Genomic DNA, 13,031 nt, shown 5'->3' with positions numbered 1-13,031 from the left:
TTTCGCCCCTCAAGATGCAGGAAAACCTGCCGGTTTTGTCCAAACACGCGGCAGGTTTCCGGGAAGCAGGAGTCTACTTACTCAGCTCCGTTTTCTTTCAGCTCTTTTTGAATGTTCGTGTAAATTTTGAAAAGCTTGTCACCATACTCGGCAACGGTAAGCTGTTTGTTCATGATGGAAGAGATAGGTTTATAGATCTCATCGCTTGGATTGTACTTGCTACCTTTGGCTACGGACTTGAATGCACCGTTAACCGTAACAATTCCTTCATCAACTGCTTTATACACGTTGTACGTGGATTCAGAAATGAATTCCTTCGCGATGTCTGGAGCACCTTTAACTGCTAGTACCGCTTTGGACTTCTCAGCGTTCAGCTTAACGCTTTTGTCGCTATACAAGTATTTCAGGAATTCCTTAGCCAATTCCGGATTTTTCGCTTTCGCTGGAATGACCATTTGCTCGACGTTCGTCATAGCCATTGCTGGCTTGTCCGCTGTGAATGCCGGAGCGCCCAAGAATCCGAATTGGAAGCCTTCTTCACGAGGCGCGTCCTTCATTTCGTCCTCGAACCAAGTTCCGTTCGGGATGAACATGGCTTTACCTTGCATGAATGCCGTTTGAGCTTGAGTATGATTTAGAGCGATCGTGCCCTTCATAAGTGCGTTATCCTCAGTCGCAACCTTCTCTAGTACGCCCCATACTTGCTTGAATGTATCGCTTTTCCAGAACTCAGGATCGAAATTAAAATACTGATCAAGCGCTTCTTGGCCGCCGACGCTATAGATCGAAGGAACAACCATTTCCTCTAGGTAGCCCGGATATAGCCCTTGGTAGGTGAAAAGCTCGCGTCCGTTATCTTTAGCAGTCGCTGTCAGAGCTAAAAACTCATCCCAAGTTTTTGGAACGCTAATCCCCTTGGTGTCGAACAATGTTTTGTTATACCACAAGCCCATAACGCCATAGTTATAAGGTGCGAGGAATACTTTTCCATCTCCATAAGGGGAGCTAGAACGGGACTCTAGAACACCTGGGAGAATTCTATCCTTCAGTGGCGCACCGCCCTCTTCTGAGGGAGAGTTAAATACGTCGCTCAAATCAGTTAATGCTTTATCTTTAATTAGTCCATCGATGATTGGCAGGTTATCGCTACCCGCAATGTACATAAAATCAGGTGGGTTGCCCGCTACGATCTTCGGTCGAACGAGTTCTGCAATTTTCGGACTTGCTGTAATGTTGATTTTCGTCCCAGGGTAATCCTTCATGAAATCTTCCGCAATTGTGTCCCAATACTCCCGGCCATAACCACCTTGGAATACCGCAACGTTCAATTCAGTATTCTCGAACTGCTTACCTCCCGCAGACGCGCTTGCCGAGGCAGACGGTGAAGCAGATGGAGACGCATTGTTCGAATTGTTGTTATTGGAACCACATCCAGCTAACAAGGACACTGCTACTACGGAACTGGCTACTGTTGTTAACCATTTCTTATGTTTCATTTAATTACCCCCTTATTCTTTGTTGGTCTCATTATAAGCGCTAAGGGATTATCGCTAAATTAACAAAAGGCATGAAGTTCATGGACAATTTTCATCTGAGGCAAACAGGAGCAACACAATCATGGACATTTCGAGGAAATCATCATAAGATCGTACAGGTTTATTCCCGGATACAATTGATTAACTATCTAGCTAGGGCATCTTCACATTTTTCGGTGCAACTCCAAAACGTTTCTTGAATAGCCGATTGAAGTAGAACGGATCGGGAATACCTACCTCGATGGCCGCTTGCTTTACTAAATAGTTTCCCGTTGAGAGCATTTCATAAGCTTTAGTCATACGAATTTCATTCAAATAGGTCAGAATGCTCTGACCTGTATCCGCCTTGAACACTTGACATAGATACGGCTCAGAAAGCCCCACATAGACAGCAACATCTGCAATAGTAACCCGCTCCGAATAACGCTCCTGCAAGTATTGTGTTGCTCGGCGAACTTCCTCACGTGAGGAAGTCACTGGAGTGAAATGTCCTGCAAAATCAGTAACCTCATCAGCAAGCTCGCGGATGGATTCCTTCAAATGCGAATCTGAATTTGCTGCTTCCACGACCTCAAGCCATGGCTTAGCATCCCATGCATATCGAATCCCCAGCTCTTCCGTATTAGCTATACTCCATATACCACCGCTGATCGCCTGCTTCAGCACTCGGGGATGGACATTCCGTTCTGCCGCTTTATCCACCAGATTTAAGGCGCTTTCAACCCACAGATCCATTGCGCTGGCATTCGGTTTACGCAAGCTATTCCTAAGCTTGATTTCTGCGCTCTGAAACTCTTCATCCCCATCGCTCGTCTTTTCACGATTGGACAAGCATCCCAGCTTGGGCTGCGAATAGAATAGCAGACCTTCCGCCTGTCGGTTGCGCCTCATTTCTGACGCAAGTGATTGTTCATCTACCGCCTCAGAAGCATAGACCACACTAATTTTCACATTGTAATACATAGAAGCAAGATTGATTATTCTGCGCGCAAGCTCCTCGGGGATGACAGAGGATACATTGGAAGAATATGCAGTGACTAGCAGAAAGCGCCATTGGTCAGAACGAATGGCATATGTCCAACGACTCCCTGTGAACAATCCGTCAGCGAGCTTGTCTAACGTTTCTTGGAACTCTCCCACCTGCCTTAACCCCTGTTCATCATTGTTAAGTAAAATGACAAATGAGTATACTCGTAGTCCTCCCTCTAAGAAGCCTTCCGCTTTCCATGCTGAACTACCTGATGTAGCAGCATCCATCTCCCGAAGGATTGCAGGAGTCCGATTCTTCGTTTCAGTAATGCTAGAGGAAACCCCCTCAGGAGCTGTATGGTTGTGAGAACTTACATTCGATCGCTTACTATCTAGCTTAACAGCCATCTCCTCTAGCGCTTGCATGAAGCTTTCCGTTTTTAACGTCAACTTGAGCATGTAGTCATGAGCTCCGCATTTCAGCGCTTCCCTAACCAAATCAAAATCATTGTAGTTACTCAAGACAAGTATTTCCCCGTTAAATCCGTTTGCCATTAGCTGTTTAATGAGCTCCAAGCCGTCCATTTCAGGCATTTTAATATCTGTAATGATGATATCAACACCAGATTTACTCACCATATCAAGAGCGGACATCCCATTAGCCGCTGAACCTGCGTATTCAAATCTACTTTCTTCCCATTTGACTAGTGTTTTGACAGCATGGCGGACGATCATTTCATCATCAACAATTAATACTTTATACATCATCCAGGCCTTCTTTCGTCAGAATTGGTAGTGTAATGACCGTTTCCGTCCCTTCATTCACAACACTACGGGTTACTAAGCCACAAGCTGATCCGAAGTGCATACGTATCCGTTCATCCACATTAGCAATTCCAATCCCGGAAAGCTTCGCATGAGAGGCTGACTTGCGGGCATGAACATCATTCATATCGAAGCCCTTGCCATCGTCTGAGATTTTGATTTTTAGAAACGCACCCACCTTGATGCCCTCTACTCGGATACCTACCCTACGCCCATCCTCACTTCCCGCATGCAGAATGGAATTTTCCACGATTGGCTGTAAAATGAATTTTGGCACTAAGAAACTAAATAAATCGTCATCACTCATCGCACATGAAAGCTTGAACGAGTCCCCATAACGAATCCGTTGTATCGTCGCGTAATGAAGCAGGTTCTCAATTTCCATTTCGAGAGAAATGAACTCCTCCTTGACGAGAATCGTATTGCGAAGGAGCTCAGACAACGACTCAATCCCTTGCTTAACGGCATCGTTGCCGCTCATCATCGCGCTCCATTTCAACGAGTTTAGAGTGTTGAACAGAAAATGTGGGTTTATTTGCGCTTGCAGCATTTTCAACTCCGCATCTCGCTTCGCCTGCTGCTCGGATTTCACCTGATAAATAAGAGCCTTGAGTTGCTCCACCATCTTATCGATTGTGTCTGTCAGCTTACCCATCTCATCTTGATGCGATATTCTACCGATTTTCGTTTCCAACTGTCCCACCCGGATCTGGTTCGCATATTGCAGCAACGATCTCATTGGACCATGAATGCTAAAGTAGATCCACATGGCCAACATGCCCGCTAGGAGCAGGATAAGCAAGCAAATGAACACAAGGCTACCCCGCATTTCAGACAGCTCAGACACAAGGAAGGAATGAGGAACAAGACCAATGAGATACCAATCTGCAGAACGGATGTAAGAACTGACCACGAGCGTCTTTCGCCCGTCGACCTGGGTATAGAAGGCTTTGCTATTATGCAGCCTCATCACCTTGTCGAATAAAGCTGTTTTCTCAAACTGTGTTCCATGCTGGATTTTCGGAGATATAGAAGACACGACCATCCCTTCGGAATTCGCAATATAAATACTGCTCCCGGTCCCTAAGTCAACCTGTGCGTACGTATTTCTTGAGAACACTTTCTCATCAATAAGAATAATGACGTATCCAAGCTGCTTATTCGTATCGTCTTCGTCATAGATCGTGCGACTTAGCGCAATTCTATTTGCCCCTCGATTGGAACGAAGATAAGTCCAAGCGGCGTTGCTCGGTGAAGCCTTAACCGCGGCTGTTATGTTGTTCAAATGGATATCTGGATACCATTCGAAGCCCAAATCGAATATGGATTGTCCATCATTCGTTAGAATAACCACATTCGATATATTGCTCAGTCGAAAAATCTGCTGGCCCAGCTCATTGTTGATCTGAGTACGCAGCTCATTCTTCTCGTAATCTGTCATCGTACCGAATTTAGGCAAATTACTTTGAATCGATTTGTTGATTATTATCGTCTCACTCAGTGTCTCGTATTGCCCCAGCTCCCGCGTCGCATTCTGGGTTAGCTCAGTCAGAATTTGCATGGAGGATGCGCTTATCTTATTCGTGATAGACGCCTCATATTTGACGTTGGAGTAGATGGCGACGAATACGACCGGCAATAGTGAGGTAATTAGAAAAGCAGCCAACAGCCGGTGTTTGATCGTCATCCGTCTAAGAATCGACGATCCGTTCCTTAAGCCATTGAACGAGAACCCTTTGGACAATGCGAGCACCTTCTCAAATGAAATATGGATTAACAATTCATTATTAAGGTTATCAGTTGGTGTGTGGATTGACAAACGCTACAAGAAGCAGGGACAGAAGGGAAAAAGCCATGAATCCCAGCTTGCGCGGAGATTCATGGCTTTTTGGCTAGCTCTGTATCAAATTAAATTAGGGCTACGCTCAATTTGCATCATGAACGGTCGGCGTCCACCAGTTTCCCGATACAACGATCATACTGAGCAAGCGAAGATTATTACCGAAGTACAAATCATCTTTCGTAGAAATCGCCGCATTATAATCCCATAATTTGTTGAGCCATTGTTGATTGGATGAATCGATCATTGCACTAACCATCAGTGGAGCTGAGAAAGTAAGATCCTCGTAATCCTCGAGTGCTTTCGATCCGTCCAGCTTGTATCCCGCTCTAATCTTACTTGGATTACCCTTCGTTAGATTGCGAATCCAACGGTTTAATGTACTCAACTGATCCTTAGCCCTAATATCCCCAGTCAGGAGATAATCCGTACCGATACGCCAAGGTGTGCGGGAAGAGTTATAACTGTAGTCCCCATCGAAATCGGATTCCAGGAACCCCTTTCCTGCTGGGATAAACTTGCCATTGCTCTTGATTACGAAATCCGGAAGCAAGCCTGATTTCGGGCTATTATTGCGATAGATCCCGTTCACGATGCCATAGGTCTGATCAATGACCTTATCCCAATTCGCATCCCCCGTCACGTTGCGGAAGTCCTTCATATGCTGCAGCATAAAATCAGACGGTCGTGTTGCGATACCGTACTTCGGATCGTTATCGTCAGCCCAATCTGCCAACTTCAACGTCCATAGGGTATGGTTGACATCGCTTTGCATAATGGCGTTAATAACTTTTTTGGCTTCTGCCAAATAATTAATTTCTCCACCACTGCCCCATTGACTGTCAGCGAGCAACAAGGAGTAGGCGATATCCAAATCTCCGTCAGTCGCCGAATCAACGCCTTCGACGTCAATGATTGCCTTGCCCGTGTCACCTTGCTTCCAAGCCATAAGCTGCGCATTTATTTCACTCGGATGTGCTTTGAAATAACGATACATGCCATCAAATATCTTCTTCGCATCGCGATCGTGTCCGGCCATTAGAGCCGTAATCAGCATTCCGTAGCCATGCGCTTCAGAAACTGTGGTTGCCATGTAATCGACCTTCAGCTTCTCGTCATGCTCTTTCTCGAACCAATCTCCATCCGCATACCAGATATAGTATTGGGCAGGATCCGAGGCTTTCAGATACGGATGCTTCTTCACGTATTTCTTCTTCCACTCATCGTACAGCCTTGCTACCGTCGCATCTAGCTTCGCTTGGGTAATATGATTCGGCTTGATCGTGCCTTCTGTATAGGCAATATGCTGCGGGAACGCTTTAAGAGCTACCTTCCCTGCAACAGACCGGTTGGTCTTCACACTAACCTCATTACTCGCTAGCGATTCGATTCCTCCCGCATTCATCGCCTTCACCGTATAGCGATACTCTGTGCTCGGTTCCAATCCGGTATCCTGGTAAGTGGCTTCCACACTTGTTCCAACCTTATTTCCGTTGCGATATATGTTGTAACCTGACGGAGCTGCTTTACCGGACGAAGCCGTCCATGACAAGCCTGCTTGCACGCGTGATAACTGCGCACCTTGCAGATGAGTCGGCGCTGATAGAGGCTCATTCACCTTCGCTTCGGCTCTCGTGCTCACTTCAACCGGAGCAGAATTATCTCTCCTGCCAACGGCTTTGACGATCAAATCATATTTAATATCCGGATTGATATTCTCGATTGTAATGCTGTATTCCGTCGTTCCTGTCTTCACAGGAACATATTGGCTCCAATGCTTGCCTACTTTATCGTTCTTCTCGTAAATCCGGAAGCCCCGAACCGGTTCTTTACTATTGAGAGGAGCCCTCCACGTAAGTGTCGCCTTGTTGCCATCCAGCTCGACCTTAACCTGTTCAACTTTCTCCGGATTAGTATCTGTCCTCTTAATCCCATAATGGTCGTATACCTTTAGCCCATCTTCACCGAAGCCCGCTTTGCCCTCGTCTTCAACAGCTGCCGTATACGCATCGAATTTCAATACTTGATCGGAGACAGACACATCGGTAAACATCTTCTTCTCCGGTTGCTCGTTAATAGCAGCAAAGTAGTCATCATAAGGAATCGGTTTACCGTCCTTGTCGAGCACTTCCTGTGGTTCAAAGTTCTCATCCAGTACAAATTGGTTGTTCTTATAGTAAAATTTATTCCCAAATGCGTTGGACATAAGATAGATCGTGCCCTTAGGGTCAATCACGTTATCTTGGTCGTCCTTCTTCAAGTCTTTAGGATCGATGACTTGATCTCCATGCATCTGGAAAGACCGCATGTACATATGGTCATGTGCCTCGAATACCATATCGATGCCTAACTCATCAAACACAGGAATCAAATTATTTTTGTAGAAATCAATCCGATCGCCTTCCCATTGCGCCGAGTTGTCGCCCGCTGCATAGGGGGACTTGTGGAAGGCGACAAATTTCCATTTCTTATCCGACTTGGCTACTGTGTTCTTCATCCATGCCACTTGGTTCCAGAATTGCTCATGCTGATCGTCATCCCAGTTGATTGTTCCATCCTTATTGAGCTTACCGTCGAACTGCGAGTTATATACCATATAGAGCGCGTCACCATACTCGAAGGAATAGACCGAGCCGTCATACGTAGCGTCCACAACTTTCCTCGGTAGATTGAAATGGTTGTAGAAGTTATTGTTCGACGTCGTTTCGTCTCCATCCCAGTCGAGAATTTCGTGGCCTCCTAACACAGGAACGAAGGGTACATTCAGCAGCTGCTCCTGCGCCAATCCCAGCATCCATTGCCATTGCTCCTCTAGGTCCCCGTGATCGACCAAGTCACCCGCATTAATCAGAAATTTGGGCTCTCCGATTTGCTCGACCGCTTTCCTGAATGTATCCTCCCAAGGCTTGAATTCCTCCTTGCTCGAAGCTTGTGAGTCCGAACCTGCAATGAAATGATAAGGTTGATTATCCACAGTATCGGTCGTAAATGAGCCTACCTGTCCCCATTCCTTACCATTACCTACGCGGAAGTTATACTTCGTGCCAGGTGACAATCGTTCGGCAATGACTTTGTGGCTAATAAATTTCGATTTATTCCCTGTCTCTCTGTCGTTAGGCGTCATGAAGGTTGAGATTTCTTCCCCAGTGCCCGTAAACTTAACAGCCTCCTGCTCAGGGAATACGCCACCTTGCACCTTCGATGCTTCGACGACTTGTAGCTGGGTAGCCGTTGCAACATCTGTGTACCATGCGAAAGCTAAGCTCGTCTTCGGATCACCGTTGAAGGTCATATTCATCATCTTCGGCTCGGTCGGAGAATCTTGTACCGTAAAGCTCCAGGAAATATTCCGCGTGAGCTTCACCTTGTCCTCTCCGCTGATTAGCCCCTTCGGGATTGAAACCTTGTAGGATTTCCCGTAAGTGAATACGGGATGATTAATTCGAAGCGTATCTTTCACGATCTCGGATGACACACCGGTTAACGCTTTGTTCTTGTCATCCATGATCGTAACTGCAAATTTAGAATCCAGCTTCACCTTTTTATTAAACTTAACCGTAAGGGGTGCGGAAGCCGCAGCCTTCTCCGCGCCATTCTTAGGAAGATGAACGAGATCAATCGTAGGAACAACAAGAGCCGTACCTGCGATTCGATCTCCTGACACGCGAACGTCCCTTATTCTACTAGAGCCACCATCGCCAATGCCGGAAGGATTGTCCTCCATATTCGTTGCTTTATCGGAGCTAACTATCCAGCGAATATAGAGCAAATCCTTATTGTCCGCTTTCGGAAGTGGCAACTGATTAAGCTTACATTTGTTCTCTGGGCAATCATAACTGGATGATGTGTTCATTCGAACACTACCGTTCGGAACATCAGACCAAGTCACCTGATTGTCTGCGCTAATCTGTACCTTGAAGTCATTAGGCCCTGAACCGGATGAATTATGTTGAGATGACAGGACGATATTCTTGAAACCTTTCGTTGAAACCGCCGCAAGCCAATACTTGAGGCCTTTACCGCCGTCCCAGCCCTGGTAGCTGATTTCCTTATTGCCGCTATCATAATTCTCGAAGGTCCCGCCTACATTTTCTAATAGGGACGCTGTTTGATAACTCCCACCCGTAGCCGTGAATACTCCATTTTCACCTTTGTTCTTAAAGTTCCATTCTGCTATAATTTCTTTATTAGACGCCTTTGGGGCTTTGCCAGCGAATGCGTAGTCTACAAGATTGAACGGCAACAATAAAATAAGAGCCAATAAGAGAGCTACTGTCTTGCGGGATTTCCTTAACCATTGCTTTGTCATATGTACTCCCACACCTCTTCCTGTTCATAAAGTTAAAGCGCTTTAACTTTTAGGATGTAAAATGACTTTCATTTCCCTTTCGCTTCCGCCTCCAGTCTTTCTTAATCGTTTCATTGATGTAAATATAGCACGGTCGATCCCGTCCATTCTCTACTTATTTCTCCATTCGAGCAGACTTTTCTACGTATTTTGTTGTGATTACCTGCCAGTGCTAGCTCATATCGATCATAGGGGGTGCTGTCTTTGGATATCAGTTATTACAATTCCATTCCTTTTGACATCAGCCGCGAGAAAAAGACGCACTCCAGCATCCCCTCACTCCATTATCACGATGCCTTTGAGATTCTCTATATCGTTTCGGGCGACCTTTATTATTCTATCGAGGATAAGAACTATCAGGTCGTCGGTGGGGTACTGTTGCTCATTAATATGCGGGATAAGCACCGATTGATGAACACAAACGGTGCAATGTATGAACGAGTTACCCTACTGTTTCAGGAGCAATTTCTACAAAGCTTCCAGTCTACAAATGTGGAATTTGATCCGTTGTCATGCTTTCGCTCGGGCTCTAATGCGATTAAGCTTGCCGGACGTGAGCAGGAGTTCATCGAGGGGCTATTTCACAAAATGATCAGCGAGGATTCTAAAAGGCTGTCGGGGTATGACTACTACCGAAAGGCTCTACTCATCGAACTGTTAATCTTTATTCAACGTAAATTGGATGACGGCCAGCGTTATGATTTGATTGAGTCCAATCGCGCCCATAAGCCCATCTCTCAAGTCGTCAATTTCATTAATCAAAATTATAACCAGCGGCTGACTTTAGATGACCTATCCAAGAAGTTTTTCTTAAGCTCCTCTTATCTTAGCAGAACATTCAAATCCGCAACCGGATATACGTTTATCGAGTATATAAACAACATAAGGGTAAAAGAAGCCCGTACCTTACTGGAAAGCTCTCAATTGTCTATTTCGGACATTGCAGAGAGCGTTGGGTACGGGAACCTCACCCATTTTGGACGAACATTTAAGAGCGTGACAGGCTTCTCCCCATTGAAGTATCGTCAGAAAAAAGTGGGCCGGAGTTCATCCTAGTAACTTAGGAGCAGCTACTGAATCTGAATCACTCCGTCCCACCATTCTTGGACACTTTGTCTATCCCTTACCGATTGCCTTTACGATCCGTATCGATCTCCTTCAACATTCCGACATCCTGCGAAGTGATTTCGTGGGGGCTATACTTAGCTTTCTCATATAAGTGAAGTAATGATAGATGAACTTGTAAGAGCCAGCTCCAATAAGTTGCTTTCTTCTCATTGTTATGAGCTTTCCCACCGGTTTGCCATTGCTCCAATGCGTCCAATGTTTCGGACGGTGTATCACTCGCTTTGAACGTATAGCCCTGTTCTATTCCCGTCAGTACCGCCTCTTCGTATAGTCGCCGCACCTTCTCTGGGTTACTTAGCCGCTCCCATTCCAGCTCGCGATTGTGCTTGCGAAACAAAGATTCGAAGCGTCCCTTCTTCTTCTCCTTACGTAAGCTTCGGCTTTCTTCCAAGTAGGGTAGCTTCTCCGGTCTGTTCTCCCGTAGAAACCATTTTCTAATCGAATTCAACAATCCTTGCCAAGTCCACACCCGATTAATCCAGAGAAATCTTATAAACCAGAGGGTTCCGCAGATGACCACTACCAACAGAACCCAGAATAAGATATCCCAGAAGAGCCAGCGCTTCCCTGGCTGCTCGATCCCCTCCATCCATTCCGGTTTGTCCATCGATTGAGGAGGCTGAATGAATCGGTCTGGATCTATCCAGCTATTGTTCGGATTAACAACTTGCTTCGGGGTAAGCAATTGCTGTCCATAACTAGCGGTCATAGCAATAATGAGCATCCCTGCGGCTAGGAAAACAAGGATATATTTACGGTTCGCCTGCCTCACCGGTCTCGTAACGATTCCGTTGTGAAGACCTGCATCATCGACTAGGCCTCTATTCAAAGCCATGAACCAGATGATTATCCATAATAACGCTAAGAGAATAAACATTAGCCGATAATCGGCCCAAGCCTCACTTTGTGAAGTCACGATGAGCACTGCACAACAGATGCCAAACCCGAGGCAATAATGGAGGTGAGTAAGCTTCTGATATCGACCTCTCCATAGCAGAATGCCCATCCAGGTGACGGCAAGCAGATCGTTCGAGAACCAAATAACTCCAGCTCCGATGAGCATGCCACCTATCGCAATCATCGTTAATCTTCGCCATAACACGGTCATTCGGTGTAACCCTAATCCAAGAGCAAAGAAAAATGCGACAGCGACAGCCATTCCAAACTTACCGTACACGCCCATGTTAGCCGTCAGCAGGAGCCATATCGGGAGCCAAAGGAGCCACTCTATTCCTACACGCCTTACGGCTCTTATCATGGTGGAGGACCTAGCTATTGCATCATCCATCAGGCGCCTCCCCCCTTAGCAAGCAGCATCAGCTGCACGGTATTTCCCTGGCTGCGAAGCTGACGAATGAGCTGTTCCTGCTTCTGATCAACGAATGCAGAGATCAACAGATAGTTCAGTCCACGGGTCCGTTCCGTGATCAGCTGTTCCAGCAAATAGGAAAGGCCAAGGGTCGTAACAGGCTGGAAGCCGGCCATCGCTTCTAGTAGCCTATCCATATGCGCTGCACCCGAGCTTACGGGGACGCGGAAGATCATTCCCGCGTTGCCTTCGGTAGCTCCATTGTAGATAAAGCCGATCTTACCTCCACCAGAAATAATATATTGCGCAGCGGAGGCCGCATAGCTCAGCGCCTCTTCGAAATCTTCAGCCATCATGCGCATATTATGGGTCGCATTTTGTAATTCTGCGTTTAGGATGATCGTTAGATCGTTATCCTGCATGCTCTCCCTTTTATGTACGAGTAGCTCCCCTGATTTGGCTGTTGCATTCCAATTGACCATTCGGAAGGAATCTCCTTGCCTGTATGGCCTTATGCCCGCCACATGATAATGGTCCTCCATCAACGGGCTGTTCATACTTCTCACGCTCTGCAAATACTTCCTTGCATCCAAGGGAAACTCGCTCATTCCCTTCACCCTCGGGTACACGATAATCTCACAATTTGCCGGATGCGTAACCGACTTTCCTGTTATCCCTACTAGGTTCCCTAGAGTTAACGTATGACTCGTAATTCGATACTTCCCCCTATGTGGACATACGATTTCATGCTTCCTCACGATTTCCGTATACGCTGGGATGCTGAATAAGCTCGCGTGGTTCTGTAACTGATCTCCCCGGTTGATGGATAAACCCACCTCCCGATGTGTAAAGACCAATTGCGCAGGAAGTAGGGACTCTACCCTTAGCCACGGTAACGGAAGCCTTTTGCGATTCGCGATCTTCTCATGCATCCATACCGTCTGACCGGCGAAGAGCCGAGGAGTGCTGAACGTTCGGCTATAGGTAACGGATTTAAGTCCGAACCTCGAATACACAAACCCTTGCATGAGATAAAGTACTGTCATAATGAGAACGACCCAGACGATGACCGCCATT

7 protein-coding genes are annotated in these 13,031 nt (G+C 46.3%); 1 reads left to right on the top strand and 6 read right to left on the bottom strand.

Annotated features, from left to right (window positions below; all coding sequences use genetic code 11):
* Positions 1-77: 77 nt before the first annotated feature.
* The 4 genes from M1K58_RS19930 to M1K58_RS19915 all read right to left on the bottom strand — a co-directional run bounded on the left by M1K58_RS19930 (position 78) and on the right by M1K58_RS19915 (position 9,478).
* Positions 78-1,496 (bottom strand): carbohydrate ABC transporter substrate-binding protein, encoded by a 1,419-nt coding sequence (locus M1K58_RS19930; protein WP_256760630.1) that lies wholly within the window; start codon positions 1,494-1,496, stop codon positions 78-80.
* Positions 1,497-1,688: 192 nt separating this feature from the next.
* Complete coding sequence (locus tag M1K58_RS19925; protein WP_256760629.1) at positions 1,689-3,272, bottom strand: response regulator transcription factor; 1,584 nt, start codon at positions 3,270-3,272, stop codon at positions 1,689-1,691.
* Positions 3,262-5,073 carry a cache domain-containing sensor histidine kinase gene (locus M1K58_RS19920; RefSeq protein WP_256760628.1) on the bottom strand — a complete coding sequence of 604 codons (1,812 nt, stop codon included), beginning with the start codon at positions 5,071-5,073 and terminating at the stop codon, positions 3,262-3,264. The genes M1K58_RS19925 and M1K58_RS19920 overlap by 11 nt, the downstream gene beginning before the upstream one ends.
* Positions 5,074-5,254: 181 nt before the next feature.
* Complete coding sequence (locus M1K58_RS19915; RefSeq protein WP_256760627.1) at positions 5,255-9,478, bottom strand: glycosyl hydrolase family 8; 4,224 nt, start codon at positions 9,476-9,478, stop codon at positions 5,255-5,257.
* Between the two features lie 243 nt (positions 9,479-9,721).
* Between M1K58_RS19915 and M1K58_RS19910 the strand changes: the two genes are divergently transcribed.
* A complete protein-coding gene (locus tag M1K58_RS19910; protein ID WP_256760626.1) occupies positions 9,722-10,573 on the top strand; it encodes an AraC family transcriptional regulator in 852 nt (283 codons plus the stop codon).
* A 67-nt stretch (positions 10,574-10,640) separates the two neighbouring features.
* On the opposite strand, the gene M1K58_RS19905 is transcribed toward M1K58_RS19910, so the two are convergent.
* Both M1K58_RS19905 and M1K58_RS19900 read right to left on the bottom strand, forming a co-directional pair.
* Positions 10,641-11,933, bottom strand: coding sequence for a hypothetical protein (locus M1K58_RS19905; RefSeq protein WP_256760625.1), 1,293 nt, complete (start codon positions 11,931-11,933; stop codon positions 10,641-10,643).
* Positions 11,933-13,030, bottom strand: a complete 1,098-nt coding sequence (locus tag M1K58_RS19900) for a DUF58 domain-containing protein (protein WP_256760624.1) — start codon at positions 13,028-13,030, stop codon at positions 11,933-11,935. Before M1K58_RS19900 ends, M1K58_RS19905 begins: the two co-directional genes overlap by 1 nt.
* Position 13,031: the final 1 nt, after the last annotated feature.

The organism is Cohnella sp. WQ 127256 (assembly GCF_024519285.1).
In the GTDB taxonomy this organism is placed as follows: Bacteria; Bacillota; Bacilli; order Paenibacillales; family Paenibacillaceae; genus Cohnella.
Note: the sequence above shows the minus strand (reverse complement) of the source record. Positions and strands in the feature narration are given on the sequence as shown.

Bases quoted from the DNA above. Each gene is read 5' to 3' on its own strand.
- M1K58_RS19930 (WP_256760630.1), bottom strand. From the start codon at position 1,496: ATGAAACATAAGAAATGGTTAACAACAGTAGCCAGTTCCGTAGTAGCA.
- M1K58_RS19925 (WP_256760629.1), bottom strand. From the start codon at position 3,272: ATGATGTATAAAGTATTAATTGTTGATGATGAAATGATCGTCCGCCAT.
- M1K58_RS19905 (WP_256760625.1), bottom strand. From the start codon at position 11,933: ATGGATGATGCAATAGCTAGGTCCTCCACCATGATAAGAGCCGTAAGG.
- M1K58_RS19915 (WP_256760627.1), bottom strand. From the start codon at position 9,478: ATGACAAAGCAATGGTTAAGGAAATCCCGCAAGACAGTAGCTCTCTTA.
- M1K58_RS19900 (WP_256760624.1), bottom strand. From the start codon at position 13,030: ATGGCGGTCATCGTCTGGGTCGTTCTCATTATGACAGTACTTTATCTC.